This window comes from Micromonospora ferruginea (assembly GCF_013694245.2).
GTDB classification, from domain to species: Bacteria; Actinomycetota; Actinomycetes; order Mycobacteriales; family Micromonosporaceae; genus Micromonospora; species Micromonospora robiginosa.
Map to the genome: position 1 here is coordinate 1,054,651 of NZ_CP059322.2, position 21,544 is coordinate 1,076,194.

A 21,544-nucleotide genomic window follows, 5' to 3' on the forward strand; every position below is an offset into this window, starting at 1 on the left:
TGGGCGGCGGACCCGGGCCGCTCACTCCCACTCCCACCGCATGCCCACGATCCCGGGCGGAATGTCGGAGGCGATCAGGTGGGCGCCGTGGGTGGAACCGATCCACGCCTCCCAGACGCCCTGGTCGGGGGCGTCCAGACCGCGACGCTCGAACCGGTGGCAGCGGGCCGGCACGGCGTCGTGGTCGAACTGCACCTGGAGCACGTACTCGCCGACCGGCGTCGAGAAGGCCCGGTAGTAGTTGTCGGTGGGGCGCTGCGAGTCGCTGAGGAACTCGTACTCGAGGACGACCGAGTCGCCCCGCGCCAACATGCGATCGAAGACGATCTCCGCGACCAGGATGCCCGACCCGGGATCTGAGCGGACCCGGCCGATGCGGCAGTTGCGTACCGCGTTGATCCGGGTCGTCGCGGCCGGGTCGTCGGTGCGGAAGATGCCCACCGTCCGCGACACCCGGTCGGTGTTGGCCCGCAGGACCTGGCGACAGACGAGACTGATCTCCTGACGGCGGACACCGACCTGGTAGAGATCGTGCAGGCTCAGTCGGGTCAGCTCGTGGTAGAGCCAGCGGTCGACCTCGGCGATCATCCTGGCCAGCCCGATGCGATCGCGGAACAGCCGGTCGATCTCGATGGTCCCGGGCGGCTGACTCAACCACCGGCCGCGCGGGCGCCGCGGTCCGAGCTGCACGATCAGCGACTCGGACGGCAGGTCGAGGATCTTCTCCAGCAGCCGCACCGCCCGGATCGAGTCCGGACGTTCCGGCCGGCTACGACCACGCCGCCAGTAGCTCAAGGTGGTGAGACTGACACCGACTCCCGCTGCCGACAGCCGTTCCTGGATCTCCTCCAGCTTCAGCCCGCGATCCTCGATGGCCAGATGGAGCGCCGCCGAGAACGGGCCGGTCCGCAGCGCGTGCGCCAGGTCCCGGCCCAACTCCTCCCGGGGCCTGTCCATGGTGGCGAGTATCGCTACGCCGGGCCCGGTGCGCCACCTCGACGGTCGGCCCGGCTGGGGATCTCTCCGCTCGCGGGCCGACAGGTGGCTGACAGCTCAGGCTGACCGGCGGCCCAAGAACCCCGCCTAGCGTGGCCCGCATCCGCCCGATGTAAGGAGCACGCCATGATTGATGATGAGCGACCCGGGACGTACCAGGGCCGAGCGCTTCCGCGGCCCGGCGAGGATCTCGTCGATCAGGGGTTGGCCTTTGACGTCGGCACTTTGCTGTCCCGGCGTCGGGTGCTGGGGTTGCTCGGGCTCGGCGCCGCGGGGCTCGGTCTCGCCGCCTGCGGCACCGGCAGCGGCGACGCCGCCACGGCTACGACCGGCGTCGCGGGTGGTGGTTCCGGGCTGACCGAGATCCCGGAGGAGACGAACGGCCCCTACCCCGCCGACGGCACCAACGGGCCGAACGTCCTCGAGCGCAGTGGCGTGATCCGCAGGGACATCACCGGCAGCTTCGGTGCCAGCACCACCAAGGCCCCGGGCATCGCGATGACGCTGACGCTGACCGTGCTGAACATGGCCGAGGGTGGCTCCCCGTTCACCGGGGTCGCGGTGTACGTCTGGCAGTGTGACCGGGACGGCGCCTACTCGATGTACAGCGCGGGCCTGGAGAACGAGAACTACCTGCGCGGCGTCCAGATCGCCGACGGTGACGGCGCCGTCGTCTTCGACAGCATCTTTCCCGCCTGCTACCCCGGCCGATGGCCTCACGTGCACTTCGAGGTCTACCCGGACATGGCCGGCATCGGCGACGCGGGAAAACGCCTCGCCACCTCACAGGTCGCCCTGCCTCAGAGGACCTGCGATGCCGTGTACGCCACCACCGGCTACGAGCGCTCCGTGGCCACGCTCGCCGACCTGACGCTCGCCACCGACAACGTCTTCGGTGACGACGGTGGCGCCCACCAGATCGGCGCGGTCACCGGCGACGTGAACACCGGCTTCCGGGTCGCGCTCACCGTCCCCGTCGACCCGAGCACCACCCCCGACGGCGGCAGCGCCCCCGGTGGGACCGGCGGGCCGGGCGCTCCCCCGGGGCAGGGTGACCGGCCCGGCGGCTCGGCGCTTCCGGGCCGGCCAGGCCCGAGCGTCTCTCCGTGACTCTCGAAGGTGATCGCGGTGTCCGGCCTCCCAGCAGCAGTAGCGGCGGCGAGGGCCAGTCTTGTCTGGGTGGTCAGGGTGAGTCCGGGGGTGAAGGTCTGCTGCTGGGTGCCGGTGCAGTGGACCGTTCCCGCGGCGGCCATGGCAGGGTCGCCGGTCCTGGCGTATCGATATTCGTTTGGTTCGTCGTTCCTCGCGCCATCTGACGGTGAGCCGTTCCGCCGGAGGTATCAACCTCGTCGCGCCGCGCTCCTGAATAGCGTCACGCGTCGGCCCGGCAGCGACAACGCCGGGTCGGCGGTCCCCCGACGATGGGAGAAGCCTGTCATGGGCATCGCAGGAAGACGTGTCCGCCGCTCGGCGCTGGCCGTGCTCACCGGCACGGCGTTGGCCGCCCTGCTGGCGGTCACCACGGCCGCCGCCGCGCCGGTCGAGGCGCGGCAGGACAGGGCCGCGGCGGCTCGCACCGACGTCTACATCCGGGACGTGGCCGCCGATGTCGGCGTCCAACCCCACTCGTTCAATCCGCTGTGGGCCAGCCCCGACATCAAGGTCTGCCCGACCGCCGTCGAGTGTGCCGTCAGCCAGAACCCGATCGTCGGCGTCACCAACTACATCTTCGTCAAGCTGCGGAACCCCGGTCCGTACGGCTTCGGCACCGACAGCGGCGTGCTGCGGATCTACCGGACGACGCCGGGTGGTGGTGCGGTCTGGCCCACGCACTGGACCCAGATCGGCGCGACGAACGTGACCGTCTTCGCCGGCACCACGACCGTGACGATCCCGTGGACCGGGGTGCCCGGCCCGGGCCACTTCTGCCTGCTGGCGAGATGGGTGTCGGCCACCGATCCGATGACCTTCGAGGGGCCGGACATCAGCACCAACACCCGTAACAACAACAACATCGCTTGGCGCAACGTCGACTCGGTGCGGCTCGTCGCGGGCGGGACGCCGGCCGTGCGTCCGTTCGCCATCGGCAATTCGCTCCGGGTGGCGACCAAGAACGACCTGGTCTTCACGCAGCCGGGGGAGCCGATCCAGGGCGTGGGCGGTCGGGTCATCGCCGATCTCGGGCCGACCCTCTTCGAGCGGTGGCAGGCCGGCGGCAGGGTCGGCACCGGCGTACGCGAGATCGGCAAGAACCAGTTGGAGATCGTCGAACCGGCGAAGGCCAGCATCGGCAACCTGCTGCTGCAACCGGGTGAACGGGTCGAGTTCTCTCTCACCTTCGCGGCGGCCGTCGCGTCGGACAAGGAGTTCGCGCTCGACGTGACCCAGTTCGGCCCGGACACGAGCGGTGCGGAGCGGACCGACCTCGGTGGTGTGGAGTACCTGATCGGCGTCGGGCGACAGTAACTCCGGCACTGGCGGGGGTCGTGGGCCCGGGCAGCCCGCGGCTCCCGTCGCCGCGCTCGTCGGGACGGTCCGGGCGTCCCGGCGAGCCGCCATTGCGGTGGATGTCGGGTCAGCGCAGGGAGACCCAGGTGGTGGCCACCTCGTACTCGTCGGTGTGGGCACGCAGCCGGACCGGGCCGGGTGGGGGAGCGCCCAGCGAGAAGAAGCCCACCGCGTCGACCTGAACCTGCGCGTACGTGCCCGAGGCGGTCTGCGCGGACACCCGTCCACCCCCGGGCGGGGAGAGTTGGCCGACGATGCCGGCTTCGGTCACCTCGATCTCCAGCGTCACCACGGTACTGCGGAACGACAGCGTTCGCGTCGACCCGGCCGACCGGGTCAGCGCCGGCACCGTGTCGCACGCCGAGTCGAACGTCAGCTCGGCGAGCGCCACCCCCGGCTCGATGTCTCGCCAGGCGAATGCCGCCCGGGCGGTGGCCAGGAACTCCTCCGGGACCGATCCGGCCTCCCGCAGGGCCGCACCCAGCTCGGCGGTCAGGGCCGCGTCATCGGCCGGCGGCAACTGCTCCATCGTGTTCCCCTCCGTTCGTCCGGGTCGCGGCCGTTTCGAGGAACGGGGCGAGCGTCGGGCAGTCGCGGAGTCGGCGCAGGCATCTGGCCTGGGTCGGTCCGATGCTACCGACCGGCACGTTCAGCCGTTCGGCGATCTCTCGATAGCTGACCGGCGGGTCGGCGGTCAACAGGGCCAGCAGCTTCTGGCAGCGCGGCGGCAGATGGGCGAAGGCCTCCCGCAGCGCCTGCCGGCGCTCCGCTCGGAGCAGTTCCTCGTCGGGGGCCGCCACGTCCGCCGTGCGGGAGAAGCTGTGGTAGGCGTCCAGCGCGTCGTCGTACGGGTCGAAGAGTTGGGTGCGGCGGCCGAGGCGGGACAGCCGGTAGCACTCGCGCCGGGCCGTGGTCGCCAACCAGGAGGCGAGGGCCTGCGGATCGCGGATCTGGCTCAGCTGCTCGACGAGGCGCAGCCAGACGGTCTGGTTGACGTCGGCGGCGTCGGCGCGGCCCAGGTCGTACGACCTGATCACCGAGTAGACGAGCGGCGTGTACCGGCGGACCAGTTCCACCCACGCCGACTCGTCCCCACCCGCGGCAGCGGTCACCAGTCCGGTCGCGCTCCGGTCGGTCACGGCGAGGCCGTCCGCCGATTGGTGCGGCATGGTTCCGTCGCTCGCGGCCCGCTCACTCATCCGACGAGCACGCCGTAGTCGGGGTGCCAGCGCGGCGCCGCGAGCAGCGCCAGTCGGGCCGCGTCGGCGCTCAGGCCACCGGCGGTCATCAGGGCGGTGAGCCGACCGGAGACGTGCGCCGTGGCGAACGAGGTGCCCGCCCAGGCGGCATAGCCGTGGAACTGCCGGGTCGGCCGGCCCGGCAGCGGCAACTGCCCCTCGACGTAGGTGCTGGTGCGCTCACCGACCGCGCAGACGTCGACCCATGGTCCGTACCCGCTGTAGGTGGCTGGCAGCACGCCGGCGGAGCCCTGGCTGACCGCCGCCACCGCGACGACCCGGCTCAACGCGGCGGGCCAGATCGGCCGACTGGTGCCGGCGTTGCCCGCCGCCGCGACCACGGCGCTCGTCGTGGGTAGCGCGGCCACGGCGTTGGCCAGGGGCAGCGACGGCTGGTCGCCCTGGGTGAACCCGCCCAGGGACAGGTTGACCACGGACACCGCCGGCGCGAGTCGAGCCATCGCGGCCACCACCGACGCCTCGTCGCCGAGGCCGGTGGCGGTCAGCGCCTGCTCCGGGTCGACCCGGACCCCCGGAGCGGCCTGCCGCACCACCCCGGCGACGAAGGTGCCGTGTCCGCCCTGCGGGGCGAGCACGTCGGTGTGGACGTAGAGCGGATCCTCGTCGTCGGCCTCCGGCAGGTACGCCGCGCCGAGCCACTGCGGGTGGTAGCCGCCGGCCTGCCGCCACATGCCGGTGTCGCAGATCCCGACGGTCACCCCGGAGCCCTCACCCAGCCGGTTCGGATCCGGCGGCGCCAGCGCGATGCCAGCCGAGGGCGGGCTGCCCGGGTTGCCCATGATGTTGCCGAGGCCCAGCAGCACGTGGTGTGGTTGCGCCTTCGGAACCGGCTGGCCTGGCCACTGTTGGGGGTCGCGCAGCTTGGCCACGAGCGCGGGAACGTCGGTCTCCCGGTCGAAGAGCAGCCGGGTGACGCCGGCGAAGCCGTCGCCCGCGATCACTGCGTGGCCGAGGGCTCGCAGCCAGGCGGTGACCCGCTGGGCGTCGGCGTCGGCGGCGAGCAACTGCCGTGGCCGGTAGAGGAACTCCCGGCCCGCTGTGGTGTGCCGGCGGACGTTCTTGTCGGCAGCCAGCGCCTCGTCGAAGGCGCGCTGGTAGGCGGCGTCGTCCGCACCGTCGGCGCGGACGGGTGCCGCGCGGGACCCGGTGGCGAGCGATGCCACGGCGGCAAGAGCGGAGGTGACCAGCAGTCGCCGTCGGGACAGTCGGCCGGTCGGGCGTGGCGCGGCGGGATGGTCAGGCGACACGGGTCCTCCATGCGGTCGGCAGAAGTGCCCGCCACCGGCCGGCGTCGGCCACGTTTCCCGGGTGCGTCGGTCCCCCAAAGCATAGCCGCACGTCTATGGGTCTGATGGGTGGCGCGGATGTCCGACAGACTCACGTAGACATTGACGGTTGGCATCAGTTCGGGGACTCTGTGGGCATGCCCGACAGCACCGGTTCCGGTGCCGACTCGGCCCAGGCGGCGCTTGACGCCGTCCAGCGCTACCCGCGCGAGGCGATCGCGATCGCCCAACGGGTGCTGGCCGCCGGGCCCGAGGTCGGGGCCGACGAGCGCTCCACCGCCGAGCGGGCCGTCGGTCTGGCCCTGCGGGAGCTCAACGACCTGCCCGGCGCGCTGCGCCATCTGCGCCGCGCCGTCCGGGTCGCCGGCACGCCCCGGGCCCGGGCGTTGGCCCGGATGAGCCTGGGCTACGGCTTGGCCAACGCCGGCCACACCGCCGAGGCGCTGCGCGCGGTGACCGCTGCGCTGCCACAGCTCGCCGGCGCCGACGCGGGGCGGGCCCGGATGCAGCGGGGCGTGGTGCTGCACTACCGGGGTCGCTACGACGAGGCGGTACGCGAGTACGGCCTGGCCGTCGACATCGCCCGGCGCGAGGGCGACCTGTTGCTGGAAGCGCGGGCGCGCAACAACCGGGGGCTGCTCAACGCCCATCGGGGCACCGCCGGCGACACCGACGACGACCTGTCCCGTGCGGCAGCCGCCTTCCGACGGCTGGGCTTGGACCTCGCGGCGGCCGATACCTGCTGGAACCTCGGCATCGCGACCGGCCAGCGCGGCGACATCGCCGGCGCGCTGCGCTGCTTCGCCACGGTCGACGAGGAGTACCGGCGGCTCGCCGTACCCCGACCGGCGCTGTTGCTGGACCGCGTTGAGCTGCTGCTGTCGGTGCCGCTGGTCGACGAGGCCGTGGTGGTCGCCACGGCGGCCGTCCGGGAACTGCGGCGCCGGGGCATGGCCTCCGACCTCGCCGAGGCGCTGCTGGCCCGGGCCCGCGCGGCGCTGCTCGCCGATGACCTGGACACCGCGACCGAGGCCGCCGCAGCGGCCCGTGCCCGATTCCGTCGCCAGGGCCGGCGCACCTGGGCCGTCTTCGCCCGGCACGTCGAGCTGCGCGCCGCGTACCGACGAGGCACCCGCTCGGCACCCTTGTTCCTTGCCATGGCGCGTACCGCCGACCAACTCGACGCCACCGGGTGGCGGGGGCCGGCGCTGACCACCCGGATCGAGGCCGGCCAGGTGGCCGCCGCGCTGGGGCGGCCCGGCCGGGCCCGGAACCTGCTGGCGGTGGCCGCCCGGGCCCGCCGACGCGGCACCGCCAACCGGCGAGCGCAGGGCTGGTATGCCCTGGCCCTGTCACGTCGGCTCGACGGGGACGACGCCGGAGCCGCCCGAGCACTGCGCCGCGGGCTGGCCGTGCTCGACCGGCACCGCGTGTCGCTCGGCGCCACGGAGCTGCGTGCCCACAGCGGAGCGTACGGTCACGAGCTGGCGGCCGAGGGCCTCGACATCGCGGTTCGGGCGGGCGCGCCGGCGCGGGTCCTGGTCTGGGCGGAGCGATGGCGGGCGAACGCGCTGCGGGCTCGGCCGGCCCGGCCACCGACCGACCCCGACCTGGTGGCGGCGCTCGCTGAGCTTCGACTGGTCAGTAGCCTGCTCGAAGACGAGGTGCTGGCCGGCCGTCCGGCAACCGCTCTGCGCGGCCGGCAGGCCCGGCTGGAGCAGCGGATCCGGGACCTGGCGCGGCGGGTGCCCGGTGGCGGTGCCGTGCTGGCTCCGCCGGGCGTGGGTGCGCTGGCCGCGCGGCTCGGCGCTCGGGTGCTGGTCGAGCTCGTGGCCCATGGCGACCGGATCCGGGCGGTGTTGGTCCGCGACGGCCGGGCCAGCCTGCACGACCTGGGCCAGCTCGCGGCCGCGGCAGACCTGGCCCGCAGGCACCGGTTCGCCCTGCGCCGACTGGTCACCACCGGCGACGCGGCCGCCGCGCGGGCGGGGGCCGTCCACACCGCGGCCGCCCTGGACCGGTTGCTGTTCGACCCGCTGCGGCGGCGGCTGGCCGACCGGGCTCTGGTGATCGTCCCGGTCGGGGCGCTGCACGTGGTGCCCTGGTCGGGGCTGCCCACCTGTGCGGGGCGTCCGGTGACCGTCGCCCCCTCGGCCACCGCCTGGCTCGCGGCGGACCGGCGGAAGCTCCCGACCGGGCCGCCGGTCCTGGCCGCCGGTCCGCGCCTGCCGGCCGGGCATGACGAGGTGCGCCGGCTCGCTCAGACACTGCCCGGGGCGCGGCGGCTCACCGGGCCCGACGCCACCGCGGCGGCGCTGACCGCCGCGCTGGACGGGGCGGGGCTGGTGCACATCGCCGCCCACGGCACGTTCCGCGCGGACAACCCGCAGTTCTCGACCCTGGAACTCGCCGACGGGCCGCTGTTCGCCCACGAGTGGGAGGCGGTCGACCGGCCGCCCGGCTGCGTGGTGCTGTCCGCCTGCGACTCCGGCCTGACCGGGCTGCGCCCCGGCGACGAGGTGATGGGGTTCACCGCGGTGCTCCTGGCCCTCGGCACCCGCTGCCTCATCGCGACCGTGCTGCCCGTGCCGGCCGAGCCCACCACGGCGCTGATGCTGGATCTGCACGCGCGGATGCGGGCGGGTACCGGCCCGGCGCGAGCCCTCGCCGACGCGCAGCGGGCGTTCGGCGCGGTGGACGACGGTCCCGCCCGGGCCACCGCGGCGGCGTTCGTCTGCTTCGGGGCTGGTTGACCGGAGCGGGAGCGGTCGCTCAGCCGCCGTGCTCGTCCGCAGCGACGGCGGCCGGCTGCGGCGCCGGGAGACCCGCAGCGGCTGACCGTCCGTCCTCGCGACGACGTGGCCGAGCCGCAGCGGTTACGCCACGCGCTCGACGCAGGATCGCCGTGTCAGCGATAGGCGCCAGCCTGCATCCGGTACAGCGTCGCATAGCTGCCGCCCAGCGCCATGAGCTCGTCGTGGCCGCCCGCTTCGGTGACGGTGCCGGCGTCGAGCACGACGATGAGGTCGGCCATGCGTACCGTCGAAAAGCGGTGGGACACCAACACCGTGACGGCACCATACGACCGGGTGCGCGCGGCCTGCGCGGCGTAGCGCTCGAAGAGCGCGTGCTCGGCCTCCGCGTCCAGCGCCGCGGTGGGCTCGTCGAGGATCACCAGCAGCGGTGCCCGGCGCATCATGGTGCGGCCCAGCGCTGTCTTCTGCCACTGCCCACCGGACAGCTCCGTGCCCGGCGCGTAGCTGGTGCCGAGCCGGGTCGCGAGGCCCTGCGGTAGCTGTGCGGGCAGGTCGGCGGCACCGGCGCGGGTCAGCGCCGCGGTGACGGCGTCGTCGTCGGCGACGCGCGGCAGGTCGCCGACGCCGACCGTCTCGCGGGCCACGAACTCGTATCGCGCGAAGTCCTGGAACCCGACGGTGACGACGCTGCGCCAGTCGTCGAGGCTCAGGTCGGCGAGGTCGATCCCGTCCACGGTCACGGTGCCGTGGGACGGTCGGTACAGCCCGCAGAGCAGCTTGACGAGGCTCGTCTTGCCGGCGCCGTTCTCGCCGACGATCGCGACCGTCGCGCCGGCCGGCAGCAGCAGGTCCACATTGCGCAGCGCGGGCCGGCCGGTGCCCGGGTAGGCGAACGACACGTCCCGTAGCGCGATGCCGGCCCGCAGCCGGTCCGGCGGCGCGCTGTTCCCGGTGGGGGAGCGGCCACCGGCCGCGGCGCGCAGCTCACGCAGACGGCGGTCGGCCACGGCGAAGCGCTGGAGCGCGGGCACGAGCGACACGGTCTGGGCCACCTGGGCGTTCACCTGGACCGCGAGCACGATGATGAGCACGACGCCGCCGAGACTCTGCCGCCCCGCCGCCGCCTCGCGGACGGCGAGCCCGACCGCACCGACGTAGCCGACGGCGAAAGACATCTGCCCGAGCGCCCGTAGCGCACTGCTGCGGAGGTGTCCGCTCCACAGCGTGTCGCCGGCCGAGCGCCACTGCGCCGCGTGCCGCCGGCGGATCTCGTCCTGCAGGCCGTACACGCGGAGTTCCTTGGCGGTCGCCGGCTGCGTCGCGAGCTGGAACAGGTTGCGGGCCAGGCGGGTGGGCGCGGCGGCGGCGAGCCGCGCGCGGTCGAGGATCCGGTCGGCGCGGCGGCCGGCAAGCATCGGCGGGACGGCGACGAGCGGCAGCAGCAGCAGCACCGGGTGGACCAGGGCGAGAAGGGTCGCGGTGGTGGCCGCTCCGACGATCAACCCGCCCGCGGAGAGCAGCGCCTCCAGCGCGAGCCGAACGTTCTGGATCTCCTCCTCCAACACCGCGAGCCGGTCGGCCCGCTCCGGGTCCTCGTGCATCTCGAGGCCCGGTGAGCCGTTGGCCAGCCCGATCAGTTCGACGTCGTAGTCGACGAGGCTGAGCTCGGCCAGCTCGAAGTAGGCGACGTGGGCGAAGTGGCCCAGGGTCAGCGCGGCCATCAGCAGCGTCGCCACCACGCCGCCGGCCGCGGCGGCGGTCCCGTGCTGGCCGGATGACGCGGCATCGAGCAGCCACCGTAGGGCGGCGGCGGCGAGCGGTAGCGTCGCGCCACTGGCGATCATGAGAATCGCGGCGGTCAGTGTCTTGGCGGGGCTCTGCTGCCAGCAGCGGCGCAGCAGGTCGCCGACGGCGGTGGTGAAGGCGCCGCGTGGAGGTGGTTCGGTTCCGGTCGTCATACCGTCGCCACCTGACCCTGCCCCGCCGTGGGGTCCTCGCCGAAGCGGTCTGCCTGCAGGCGGAAGAGGCGGGCGTACCGGCCGCCTTGGGCGACCAGTTCGTCGTGGCTGCCCTGCTCGCTGATCCGACCGCCGTCGAGCACGACGATGTGGTCGGCGTGGCGCACGGTGGAGAAGCGATGCGAGATGAGCACTGTCGTCCGTCCCTCGGTGAGCTGCGCGAACTCGGCGAAGAACCGGGCTTCGGCGCGCACGTCGAGGCTGGCGGTCGGCTCGTCGAGGACCAGGATCGCGCCGTCGTGACGCAGGCGGAACAGCGCGCGGGCGAGCGCGACGCGCTGCCACTGCCCGCCGGACAGGTCGGTACCGCCTTCGACGTGGGCGGCGAGTGGGGTCGCGAGACCGTGTGGCAGCCCCTCCAACGTGTCGAGGAGGCCCGCCGCCGCAGCCGACGAACGGATCCCGGCATCGTCGGCCAGGTGCGTCACGCTGCCCAGGCCGATGTTGTCGCGGGCGGAGGTCTCATGACGCAGGAAGTCCTGGAACACCACGGCGAGCAGGGCCCGCCAGCGCTCGACCGGGTACCGACGGATGTCGGTGCCGTCCGCGCTGATCGTGCCGGTGTCCGGCTCGTACAGCCGGGCGAGCAGCTTCACCAGTGTCGTCTTGCCGGCGCCGTTGAGCCCGACGACGGCGGTGCAGCGACCCACGGTGATGGTCAGGTCGAGACCGTCGAAGACCGGCTCCGGCCGGCCCGGGTAGCGGAAGGTGACGCTCTCGAAGCGCAGGTCGTGTCGCGGCGGTGGCACCTCGCGGCGGTCGACGGACACGACTGGCGGCCCGGACCGCTGCGCCCCGGTCCGGGCGACGAAATCCCGCACCGCGCCGTAGGCGTCGCCGCCGTACTCGGTCTGCAGATCTGCCTCGGGGTAGTACTCCCCGAGTCGGACGGCGCCCATCACCGCCTGGATGGCGACCGCCGCCTGCGCCGTCGCGCCCGCCTGCGCGGCCGAGGCGCCGAGGCCGGCGAGGACCGCGGCGGTGACGAGCAGGCCGGCGCCGGTGTACCAGAAGTACGGCCACAGCATGATGCGCCGGCGTGCGTGCCAGGTCGGCAGCAGCCAGGACAGGTAGTGCGCTCGGTAGCGGCGGGCGAGCCAGTCGGCCAGGCCGAAGACGCGGATCTCCTTGGCCGCGGCCGGGCCGATCGACAGTTGTCGCAGGTACTGGCCTTCTCGGCGGATCTGCGCGTTGGCGCGGAAGACATTCGAGTAGCGATGCAGGCCGCCGCGGTGGCCGTGGCGGAACAGCAGCACCACCGCGACGACGGCGGCGCCGGCGAGCCAGGAGGACACCGCGCCGAGCACCATGGCGAAGCCGAGCAACTGCGCATACCGGGCGATGAGGTGCAGCAGTCCCGCGCTTCCCCGGCCCGGGCTCTGGAACGCGCGGTCGAGCTCGCCGCGTGCCCGGTCCAGCAGCGCCAGCGATTCCTGGTCCTCCAGCCGCTCCAACCCGGGTGGGCGCAGCGCGGCGGTGATGAGCTCGTCGCGCACCCGCGCGTCGACCCGCCGGGCGACGAGTTCGCCGAGCGCCGCCTGGACGGGCACGAGCGCCTGCAGGGCGGTGAACGCCGCCGCCGCCACGACGAGCGCGCCGAACACCCGGGTGCGCTGTGGGCCGCCGGCCGCCGGCAGCCCGGCGAGGACCGAGCCGGTGGCTACCACGAACGCGACCGGCAGCACGCCGAGGACGGCGTTGCAGGCCGCCGCGGCGACGCAGGCGGGCCAGCCGGCTGCCGGAAGCAACGCCGCGAGCCGCCAGCGGGCGGCCACCGCGTGCCGCGCGTGCCGGGCCACCCGGGCGCAGGTCGCGAGCGCCTGGGTCACGTGCGCCCCGCCGGTCCGGGGCGGGCGCCGATCACCGAGCCGTGCACGACAGCGACCTCGCGGCCCGTGTCGCCGTCCTGATCGGAGAGGACGACCCGGACGCCCGGACGGGGCAGCATGCGGGTGCCGAGCAGGCCCGGGTGAGGCTCGATGCGCTGGCCGGGCGCCAGGTCGAGGCGGTACCGCTGGATGATGCCTCCGACCACGGAGCGGAACGCGTTGCGGGCGAGCATCTTGCCGATGCACGAGCGTTCTCCGGTGCCCCAGGGCTCGAAGGCGCCGGGTGGATAGTCGTCGCGGCCGACGAAGCGCCCCGGGGCGAACGTGAGAGGGTCGGCGAACGAGCGCTCGGCACGCTGCGTGACCCAGGGCGCGAGCATGAGAGTCGTCCCCGCGGGCAGGAGGTGGCCGCCGACGTCGGTGGCCCGGATGGTCTGCTTGAACTCCCATGCCGCCGCCGGGTACAGCCGCATGGTCTCGTTGAGCACGGCCTCGAGGTACGGCAGCGCCTTCACGTCCTCCGGGCGGGGGATACGTCCACCGGTGGCCCCGGACAGCTCGGCGAGCGCCTCGGCCGTGGCTGCCGGGTGCAGCGCCAGCAGCAGCAGCGCCCAGATCAGCGCCGAGGCGAGCGACGTCAGCCCGGCGAAGTGCAGCTGCAGCATGAACTCGCGCACGAGCCGCGGGTCAGGGGGCAGCCCGGCGCGCTCCACCTCGGCCAGCAGCGCCTGGGCGAGCGAGTGGCGCGGCGGCACGGCACGCGCCGGGTCGAGCCCGGTCACCAGCTCATCGATCGCCGAGGTCGCGGTACGCAGCCGGCGGCGTTGGGCCAGGCCCGGGATCTCGATCGGGACGAACGTCGTGGCGAGCCGGCGCACGGTCGACTCCATGAGATCGATGTAGAGGTCGACGGCGGCGTCGGCGTCGGGCGCGGTCTCGGACATGTCCGCGCCGAACATGTACACCTTGAAGATGCGCCGCGTCAGCGCGGTGATCTCGGGCACCAGGTCGACGACCTGTCCGGGTCGCCAGCGCCGCAGCAACCGCTCGGTCTCCTCGACGGCCACGGTGCTGTAGGCGGCGAGTGAGTGCTGGCCGAGGGCGCGGTGGCAGATCTTGCGGTACGCCGCGTGCTCGGTCCCGGTCGAGTTCAGCGGTCCCCGTCCCTGGACCTCGTCGTGGGAGCGCAGGTTGATGCCGCCCCCACCGCTGATCTCCACGTGTTCGCCGAGGCCGGCGTAGACGGCGGCGACCTCAGCCGCGCCGAAGGCGGCGACGACCCGGCCGCCGTTGAGCGGCAGCGCGACGAGGTCGCCGTAGTCGCGGTGGGCCCGCGTCAGGAAGCCCAGCGGGTCGCGTAGGAACGCGAGCTGGCGGCCGACGAGCGGCGGTCCCGAGGGCCCGGGCAGCCGAGCGGGGTGAGTGGCTGAGGAGGTCACGGTCGGTGCTCCCTTCCTGTTTCCTGCTCCGTCAGATCAGTCCGGCTCCGGGATGCCGAGAGCCGCCCGGGTGCGGTGGGGCGCGATTCTCAAGGCGAGGTTGACGAGGACACCGACGACGCTGAGGGCGCCGAGCGGGCCGAGTACCCTCACCGCCGCCCGGAACGGCAGCGGGCCGGGCAGGGCCGGACTGATTTCGCGGGCGACCGCCAGGTAACGCCGGGCGTGGTCGCGCTTGCCCTGCCGGACGCATTCAAGCCCGGCGATCCAGACCAGATACCGCATCGAAAAGCTCTGGACGGCTCCGTGCATCCATCCGCATTCGCGGGCCACCTTGATCATTTTTAGCACCGAGCGGAAGTAGGCTTCGTTGTCGAAGCGCATACGGTTGGTCACCCGGTCACCGGGGTGGTCGCGATAGATCACGCCGACCATGGGGATGTGCCGGATACGAACGCCCCGCATCACCATGCGACACACGAGCTCGGTGTCCTCCACGACGGTGAGCGTCTCGTCCCAGCCCCCGTGCTCCAGCAACCTGTCCCGCCGGAACAGCGGCTGGGAGGTCTCCAGCGCGGGCATCCCGGTCCCGGGGAAGACCAGTTCGTACGTGCGTTCCATAATCCGCTCGACGGTCTGCGTCAGGTCCTCCTCCGGGAAGGTGGTCGTCTCGGTGAACTCGTAGTCGCGCGGTTCGTGCATGGCCGTGAAAACGATGTCGGCGTCCGGTTCGGTGGCGAACGCCTCGACTGACCGGGCGACCTTCGTCGGGGTCAGCACATTGTCTGCGTCGAGGAACTGCACATATTCGCCCTGGGCCATCCGCAACCCTACGTTGCGGGCCGCGGAGGGGCCACCATTGGGGATGCTGACGATCGCTATCTTGTCGCCGAAAGTCGTTTCCAGAATAGCTCTGCTGTCGTCAACAGAACCGTCGTCGACGACGATGACCTCGATATTCGAATACGTTTGTCCAAGCGCACTTCGGACGGCGTGCCGGATGTATTCCGCGCCGTTGTAGCACGGCACCACGACGCTCACCAACGGCGCGTCGGACGCTGCGGAGCCCTCGGTCGTCACCTGTCACCCCTGCCCACGGGACCGGTCGGCCCCGGTCTGGGCCACCCAGAGCATGCTCGCCAGCGCCGCGACGTCTGTCGAGTCCTCCTCATCGCGAAGTAGTCGTGCGGCAGTCACCGGGATTACAGGGGTTGCGCGCGCCGCGCCGCCGTGCAATGCCGTTGCGGAGTGTCACCGTGTCGTGCCTGTCTATCTGGTGAGACGATTTGGTTGACGCGAACTGCGCGTCCCCGTAGCCTCCACATCGATAGCAGCCCATGCATAGAGGGGTGCTATTCGGCCGCCTCTTAGTCGCGAAGACAGTGTTTTTCCATGACGTATGACTTCGTGGTCAACAATTGAACGGGGGCTCTTTATGTCAGGTCCCGAGACCCAGCAACACCGAGATTTGGAACCGTGCACCGCGCCCCGCGACCGGGGCGTCGCCCTAGGTGACCTCACCCCGGCGCCGTCTCCCACGGCGCGACAGGTCATGATCACGCCAGTTGGTCTGCGCATCCCCGGCGACCTCTCCTTCGACGGCTGGGAGCGTGCCGGCCGACAGCTGTCGAGGATCATCGACTCCACCGCGTGGTGCCTGGGTGACTGGCTCGTGTACGGCAAGCACAAGTACGCGGACCGGTACCTGCAGGCGATCCAAATGGCCGACCTGGACTACCAGACACTGCGCAACTACGCCTGGGTCGCCCGCCGCTTCGAGCTCGGTCGACGGCGCGACGGGCTCAGCTTCCAGCACCACGCGGAGGTCGCGTCGCTCGTGCCGGCCGAGCAGGACCACTGGCTCGACGAGGCCGAACGGCACGGCTGGTCGCGCAACCAGTTGCGCCGGAACGTGCGCGCCGGCCGTCGCGGCCTCGCGCCCACCGCCGCGACCAACGCTGCCGTGCTGCCGCGGGTCAGCGTGCCGAGCGACCGCTTCGAGCGCTGGCAGGCCGCCGCCGACCGCAGCTCCACCGATTTCGGCGAGTGGATCGTCGCTGCGCTCGACCGGGCCGCCGCGCAGGCGTTGCGCGCCGAGGCGGCTGCCTCACCGCACAGCTCCGCGGCGTAGAGCGGGCATGTCCCGCCGGCGGGACATGCGCAGGAGCACACCGGGTGCCCCTCGGCTCCGGTATGGCCCAGTCCGAGGCTCGGTCGGAGCCCGAACTCGGTCCACAGTCGAGCCACGGAGGTGAGCGATGGCCGGAACGGCGGACATCACAGGGCGCCGGGCGGCACTGAGCCCGGCGCGGGCGGAGTTGCTGCGACGGTGGACCGCCGGGCGCGCCGGGCCCGACGGCATACCCCGACTGCCCGACGACGGGCCGGCCGTCCTGGCTCACTCCCAGGAGCGGCTCTGGCTGCTCGACCGTTTCCTCGGCGGCAGGAGCGCGTACAACACCATCCCGCTCGCCGTACGCCTGCGGGGCCCCCTCGACCCGCAGATGTTCCGACGCAGCCTGGCCGAGGTGGTGCGCCGGCACGAGATCATGCGTACCCGCTTCACCACCGTCGGCGGCGAGCCGCGCCAAGTCGTGCTCGCCGACGTGCCGGTCGTGGTGGAGTCGGTCGACCTGCGCGCCGAGCCGGACCCACGGGCGACCGCCGAGCGGTTCGTCGCCGAGCACCGCACCGACACGTTCGACCTCGCGGGCGGCCCGCTGTTCCGCACCTGGCTGCTGCGCCTCGGCGAGGACGAGCATCTGCTGTTGCACCTGACGCACCACATCATCTCCGACGGCTGGTCCGACGACGTGCTCGTCCGCGAGATCGCCACCATCTACCAGGCCCTCGCCGACGGCGGGGAATCACCGCTGCCGCCGCTGCCGATCCAGTACCGCGACTTCGCCGCCTGGCAGCGTGGACGCCTCAGCGGTGAGCGGCTGGAGCGGCTGCTCGGGCACTGGCGCGACCGGCTCGGCGACGCGCCGCGCACGGTGGAGCTGCCGACCGATCGCCCACACCCCGCCGTGCGGCGCCTGGCCGGCACCACCTGTCCGGTCCGGATCCCGGCCGCGACCACCCACGCGCTGCGCGCGGTCGCCCGGGCCGGCGATGCCACACTGTTCATGGTTGTGCTCACCGCCGTGAATGTGCTGCTCGCGCGCTACAGCGGCCAGAACGACATCGTCGTGGGCACTCCGGTGGCCGGCCGGACCACGCCGGAGACCGAGGCGCTCATCGGGTGCTTCATCAACACTCTCGTGCTTCGCGCCGACCTGTCCGGTCACCCGACGTTCCGCCAGGCCGTCGCGCGTGTCCGGCAGGTCGCGCTGGCCGCGTACGCCCACCAGGAACTGCCGTTCGAGCGGCTCGTCGAGCACCTGCAGCCGGACCGTGACACCAGCCGCAACCCGCTGTTCCAGGTCATGTTCGTGCTGCAGAACAGCCCACCCGCCGACCAGCGGTTCGGCCCGTTCACGGTGAGCCCGGTCGAGTTGGACAACGGCGTGGCCAAGTTCGACCTCACCATCGACCTGCGCGAGTTCGACGGTGAGCTGGTCGGGCGGCTGCAGTTCGACGACGACCTGTTCGATCCGGCGACCTGCGAGCGGATGACAGGGCACTTCACCACGCTGCTGGCCGAGGTCGCGCGGGACCCGGACCGAGCGGTGTCGGACCTACCGCTGCTCGACGCCGCCGAGGCCGGGCTCGTCACCGGCGAGTGGAACTCCACGGACGTGGCGTACGAATTGGAGAGCCTGCACCGGCTCGTCGAGCGGGCGGCGGCCCGGCGGCCCGACACGATCGCCGTGAGCGCCCCGGACGGCCAACTCACCTACCGGGAGTTGAACCGGCGTGCCGACCTGGTCGCCCGTGCGCTGCGCGGCGCCGGTGTCGGCCCGGACGCGCTCGTCGCGCTGTTCGTGGACCGCTCGGTCGCGCTGCCGGTGGGAATCCTCGGCATCCTCAAGGCCGGCGCCGCGTACGTGCCGCTCGACCCCACGCACCCCGCCGACCGGATCGCCGGCATGCTCAGCGACGCCGCCGTGGCGGCCGTGTGCACCACCGGCGCGCTGCGCGACGTCCTGCCGGCGCAGCCGGCACCCGTGCTCGCCGTCGACGACGTGCCGTCCGCGACCGGCACTGCCGCACCGACCGACACGCTGCCGGAGGTGCCGCTGGACGCGCTCGCCTACGTCATCTACACCTCCGGCTCGACCGGTCGGCCGAAGGGCGTGATGATCTCGCACCGGGCGGTGGCGAACATGATCCGCTCTACCCTCGACGACATCGGCGTCGACCCGGGCGACGCGGTACTGCAGTACGCCACCGTCTGCTTCGACGTGTCCGTCCTCGAGATCTTCATCGCCCTCTGCGGTGGCACCCGCCTGGTCATCCCGGACAGCGAGACCGTGCTCAACCCGCGTGCGCTCACCCGGCTCATCCAGGCGGAGCAGGTGACGGTGTTCGACATCCCGCCCGCGGTGCTCGAACTCCTCGACGCCGACGCGACGCCCTCGCTGCGCATCCAGTTCATCGGCTGCGAGGCGTTCGGTGGCCCGCTCGCGACCCGCTGGCAGCGGCCCTGGCGGCGGCTCATCAACGGTTACGGCCCGACCGAGGCGACCGTCATGATGACCCTGATGGAGTTGGACCGGCCGTATGACCGGATGCCTCCGATCGGCACCCCGATGCCAAACCACCAGGCGTACGTCCTCGACGAGCGGCTCCACCCGGTGCCCGTCGGCGTCGGCGGCGAACTGTACATCGGCGGCACCGGACTGGCCCGCGGCTACCTGCACCGGCCGGGCCTGACCGCCGACAGGTTCGTACCCGACCCGTTCACCCGCCATCCCGGCGGCCGGCTGTACCGCACCGGCGACCTCGCCGCCTACCGCGCCGACGGCGTCCTGTCGTTCCTCGGCCGGGTGGACCGGCAGGTCAAGATCCGTGGTTACCGCATCGAGATCGGCGAGATCGAGGCCACGCTCGGCCAACACCCTCGTGTCGGGCAGGCCGTCGTCGTCGTGCGCGGCGACACCAGCGACTCCCGGCACCTCGTCGCCTACGTCCAGCCCGCCGGTGCGGCCGGGTTCACCTCCGGCGAGATCCGCGAATGGCTCGGACAGCTCCTGCCCGGGTACCTGGTGCCGCAGGTGATCGTGCCGATCGACGCGCTGCCGCTTCTGCCCAGTGGCAAGGTGGACCGGGCCGCGCTGCCCGATCCCGCGACGCTGACCGTGCCGCGGCCGGACGAGGACCGCCCGGCCGTCACCGCCCGCACCGCCGTCCAGCGGCGGCTGGTCGAGGACGTCTTCGGGCCGGTCCTCGGCGTGGCCGACCTCGACGTGCGCGAGAACTTCTTCCAGCTCGGCGGCAACTCGCTACACCTGGCGGCGCTGCAGACGCGGATCGCCGAGGTGCTCGGCGTGGAGGTGCCGCTGCGCACGCTGTTCCAGATGCCGTCGGTGGCCGCGCTCGCCACCCACCTGGAGGGCAGGTTGCCGCACGCCGAGGGCGCCCGGCAGCCGCGCGATGACGACGCGGAGCGTTTTCCGCTCACCCCGCAGCAGATGCGACTGTGGCAGCAGGCCGAGCGCGCCGGCTGGTACAACAAGCCTCTCGCCGCCCGGCTGACCGGCATCGTCGACCCCGAGGCGGTCCTCGACGCGGTACGCGTCGTCGTGCGCCGCCACGAGCCGCTGCGGACGACCGTCGACGCCGCCGCCGGCGAGCCGCACCAGGTCGTCCACGCCGAACTGGAGCCGGTGGTCGAGGTCGTCGACGCCGACGAGGCGGCGATCGCCGAGGTCGTGGCGGCAGAGGTCAGGCGGCCGTTCGACCCCGCCCGTGGCCCGATGGTACGGGCGGTTCTCCTGCGGCTGTCCGACTACGATCACGTGCTCGTCGTGACCGCCCACCCGCTGGCCTGGGACGGCGCCTCCCGCGCGGTGCTCGCCCGGGAGCTGCTGGTGCTGGGCGACGCAGCGGAGGTGGGCGGGCCCCTGCCGCCGCTGACCGTTCGCTACCGCGACCACGCCCGTCGCCAGCGCGAATGGCTGGCCGGGGCAGAGGCGGCCTCGGCCGTGCGGCGCCGGCGCGACCGCCTCGCCGGTGCGCCAGGTCCGCTGGAACTGCCCGGACGGACCGCCGCGGCAACGTCGACGCCCGGTGTCGCGGGCGCGGCGCTGCGCTTCACCGTGCCCGGCACGATCGAGCCCCGTCTGCGGGCGCTTCAGGACGAGGCCGGTGTCACTCCCTTCGTGCTGCTGTTCGCCGCGTTCGTCGTGACGCTGCACCGCCTCACCGGCGGCATCGACCTGGTGGTCGGGGTGCCGCTGGCCAACCGGGTCGAGCCGGGCACCCCGGCGCTCGTCGGCCACTTCGTCAACACCCTGCCGCTGCGCGCCGACCTGAGCGGCGACCCGACGTTCGGCGAGGTGCTGCGCCGCGTCAACGAGGTCGTCGTCGACGCCTACGCCGACCAGCGGGTGCCGCTGTCCGTCGTGCCCGGTGCGGCGGCGTCGCCGGTGACCTTCGACCTGCTCACCGACGCCGCCGAACTGCGCCCCGCGCCCGGTGTGGCGATCGGCGTGGTCGACGTCGACACCGGGCGCGCCGACGTCGAACTGGCGGTGGCATTGGAGCTGCGGTCCGACGGGCTGCACGGCACCGTCACCCACGCCACCGACGTCTACCCCGCGCAGGTGGTACGCCGGTTGATCGAGGAGTACCTCGCGGTTCTCGCCGCCGTCGATCCCACACTGGCCCTCGCCGCCGAGGCGCGGGCTGACGCGCCGGACGTGGCAGGCTGACGCGATGGCCACCATCCACGATGTCGTCGTCGAAAGCCGCCACCCCGCGTCGCTGGCCCGGTTCTGGGCCGCGGCGTTGGACGGGTACGCCGTCGCGCCCTACGACGAGGAGGAACTCGCCCGTCTGGCCGGTGAGGGCATCTTCGACCCCGAGGACGACCCGACGGTCCTCGTCGAGGCCGCGCCCGGTGTGCGACCGCGGTTCTTCTTCGTGCTCGAGCCCGAGCCGAAGATCACCAAGAACCGCGTCCACCTCGATCTGCGTGCCGAGGACCGCCCGGACGAGGTCGCCCGGCTCGTCGCCCTCGGCGCCTCCGTGCTCAGCGAGCACGACGACTGGACCGTGCTCGCGGATCCGGAGGGCAACGAGTTGTGCGTGCGGGACTGACCGGCCCGGCCGGCCCGCCGAATCGGCCACGGAGGGAGATCCGTTCATGACCAGCGCCATCGACCACGACGCGTACCAGGTGGTGCGCAACGACGAGGAGCAGTACTCGGTCTGGCCTGCCCGGTTGGAACCGCCGCAGGGCTGGTATCACACCGGCTTCGTCGGCGCGCGCGAGGACTGCCTGGCCCACATCGACCAGGCGTGGACCGACATGCGGCCGTTGAGCCTGCGCCGCGCCCTCGCCGAA

The 21,544-nt window shown here is 72.9% G+C and carries 14 protein-coding genes and 1 pseudogene; 7 read left to right on the forward strand and 8 right to left on the reverse strand.

The genetic code is table 11. The annotated features are described in order from the left end of the window. Positions 1–21: 21 nt before the first annotated feature. Positions 22–957 (reverse strand): helix-turn-helix domain-containing protein, encoded by a 936-nt coding sequence (locus H1D33_RS04855; protein WP_181569204.1) that lies wholly within the window; start codon positions 955–957, stop codon positions 22–24. Positions 958–1,122: 165 nt separating this feature from the next. On the opposite strand from H1D33_RS04855, the gene H1D33_RS04860 reads away from it, so the two are divergent. After that, positions 1,123–2,106 (forward strand): dioxygenase family protein, encoded by a 984-nt coding sequence (locus H1D33_RS04860; RefSeq protein WP_181569203.1) that lies wholly within the window; start codon positions 1,123–1,125, stop codon positions 2,104–2,106. Between the two features lie 327 nt (positions 2,107–2,433). Continuing rightward, a complete protein-coding gene (locus H1D33_RS04865; protein ID WP_181569202.1) occupies positions 2,434–3,462 on the forward strand; it encodes a hypothetical protein in 1,029 nt (342 codons plus the stop codon). 109 nt (positions 3,463–3,571) lie between these two features. Here the strand turns inward: H1D33_RS04865 and H1D33_RS04870 are convergent, their stop codons facing one another. From H1D33_RS04870 to H1D33_RS04880, 3 genes are read right to left on the reverse strand one after another with little or no spacing between them, the layout of a single operon-like run. Next, positions 3,572–4,033, reverse strand: coding sequence for a hypothetical protein (locus tag H1D33_RS04870; protein ID WP_181569201.1), 462 nt, complete (start codon positions 4,031–4,033; stop codon positions 3,572–3,574). Further along, on the reverse strand, positions 4,008–4,673 hold the full coding sequence (locus tag H1D33_RS04875) for an RNA polymerase sigma factor (protein WP_181569200.1): 666 nt from the start codon (positions 4,671–4,673) through the stop codon (positions 4,008–4,010). Before H1D33_RS04875 ends, H1D33_RS04870 begins: the two co-directional genes overlap by 26 nt. Positions 4,674–4,699: 26 nt before the next feature. Then, the gene (locus H1D33_RS04880; protein WP_181569199.1) at positions 4,700–6,010 is read right to left on the reverse strand and encodes a S8 family peptidase; all 1,311 of its coding nucleotides are present in this window, start codon (positions 6,008–6,010) and stop codon (positions 4,700–4,702) included. Between the two features lie 176 nt (positions 6,011–6,186). Here H1D33_RS04880 and H1D33_RS04885 point away from each other — a divergent pair, with 176 nt between their 5' ends. Beyond that, the gene (locus tag H1D33_RS04885) at positions 6,187–8,802 is read left to right on the forward strand and encodes a CHAT domain-containing protein (RefSeq protein ID WP_181569198.1); all 2,616 of its coding nucleotides are present in this window, start codon (positions 6,187–6,189) and stop codon (positions 8,800–8,802) included. A gap of 155 nt (positions 8,803–8,957) precedes the next feature. Here the strand turns inward: H1D33_RS04885 and H1D33_RS04890 are convergent, their stop codons facing one another. The 4 genes from H1D33_RS04890 to H1D33_RS04905 are packed head-to-tail and all read right to left on the reverse strand — an operon-like array spanning position 8,958 to position 15,171. Further along, positions 8,958–10,763, reverse strand: a complete 1,806-nt coding sequence (locus H1D33_RS04890) for an ABC transporter ATP-binding protein (protein ID WP_181569197.1) — start codon at positions 10,761–10,763, stop codon at positions 8,958–8,960. Then, positions 10,760–12,652, reverse strand: coding sequence for an ABC transporter ATP-binding protein (locus tag H1D33_RS04895; protein ID WP_246411669.1), 1,893 nt, complete (start codon positions 12,650–12,652; stop codon positions 10,760–10,762). Before H1D33_RS04895 ends, H1D33_RS04890 begins: the two co-directional genes overlap by 4 nt. After that, positions 12,649–14,091: a cytochrome P450 gene (locus H1D33_RS04900; RefSeq protein ID WP_181569196.1), complete on the reverse strand. Its 1,443-nt coding sequence runs from the start codon at positions 14,089–14,091 to the stop codon at positions 12,649–12,651. Before H1D33_RS04900 ends, H1D33_RS04895 begins: the two co-directional genes overlap by 4 nt. Before the next feature lie 36 nt (positions 14,092–14,127). Then, positions 14,128–15,171 (reverse strand): glycosyltransferase family 2 protein, encoded by a 1,044-nt coding sequence (locus H1D33_RS04905; RefSeq protein WP_181569195.1) that lies wholly within the window; start codon positions 15,169–15,171, stop codon positions 14,128–14,130. A gap of 472 nt (positions 15,172–15,643) precedes the next feature. On the opposite strand from H1D33_RS04905, the gene H1D33_RS04910 reads away from it, so the two are divergent. The 4 genes and pseudogenes from H1D33_RS04910 to H1D33_RS04925 form a co-directional block, all read left to right on the forward strand. Further along, positions 15,644–16,222: an LmbU family transcriptional regulator gene (locus H1D33_RS04910; protein WP_181569194.1), complete on the forward strand. Its 579-nt coding sequence runs from the start codon at positions 15,644–15,646 to the stop codon at positions 16,220–16,222. Between the two features lie 127 nt (positions 16,223–16,349). After that, the gene (locus H1D33_RS04915; RefSeq protein ID WP_181569193.1) at positions 16,350–20,909 is read left to right on the forward strand and encodes a non-ribosomal peptide synthetase; all 4,560 of its coding nucleotides are present in this window, start codon (positions 16,350–16,352) and stop codon (positions 20,907–20,909) included. A 4-nt stretch (positions 20,910–20,913) separates the two neighbouring features. Next, entirely contained in the window at positions 20,914–21,297 is a 384-nt protein-coding gene (locus H1D33_RS04920) for a VOC family protein (protein WP_181569192.1), read from the forward strand. A gap of 46 nt (positions 21,298–21,343) precedes the next feature. Continuing rightward, positions 21,344–21,541: pseudogene (locus H1D33_RS04925) on the forward strand (MbtH family protein); the annotation flags it as partial. Positions 21,542–21,544: the final 3 nt, after the last annotated feature.

Bases quoted from the DNA above. Each gene is read 5' to 3' on its own strand.
- H1D33_RS04855 (WP_181569204.1), bottom strand. From the start codon at position 957: ATGGACAGGCCCCGGGAGGAGTTGGGCCGGGACCTGGCGCACGCGCTG.
- H1D33_RS04860 (WP_181569203.1), top strand. From the start codon at position 1,123: ATGATTGATGATGAGCGACCCGGGACGTACCAGGGCCGAGCGCTTCCG.
- H1D33_RS04865 (WP_181569202.1), top strand. From the start codon at position 2,434: ATGGGCATCGCAGGAAGACGTGTCCGCCGCTCGGCGCTGGCCGTGCTC.
- H1D33_RS04870 (WP_181569201.1), bottom strand. From the start codon at position 4,033: ATGGAGCAGTTGCCGCCGGCCGATGACGCGGCCCTGACCGCCGAGCTG.
- H1D33_RS04875 (WP_181569200.1), bottom strand. From the start codon at position 4,673: ATGCCGCACCAATCGGCGGACGGCCTCGCCGTGACCGACCGGAGCGCG.
- H1D33_RS04885 (WP_181569198.1), top strand. From the start codon at position 6,187: ATGCCCGACAGCACCGGTTCCGGTGCCGACTCGGCCCAGGCGGCGCTT.
- H1D33_RS04890 (WP_181569197.1), bottom strand. From the start codon at position 10,763: ATGACGACCGGAACCGAACCACCTCCACGCGGCGCCTTCACCACCGCC.
- H1D33_RS04910 (WP_181569194.1), top strand. From the start codon at position 15,644: ATGATCACGCCAGTTGGTCTGCGCATCCCCGGCGACCTCTCCTTCGAC.
- H1D33_RS04915 (WP_181569193.1), top strand. From the start codon at position 16,350: ATGGCCGGAACGGCGGACATCACAGGGCGCCGGGCGGCACTGAGCCCG.
- H1D33_RS04920 (WP_181569192.1), top strand. From the start codon at position 20,914: ATGGCCACCATCCACGATGTCGTCGTCGAAAGCCGCCACCCCGCGTCG.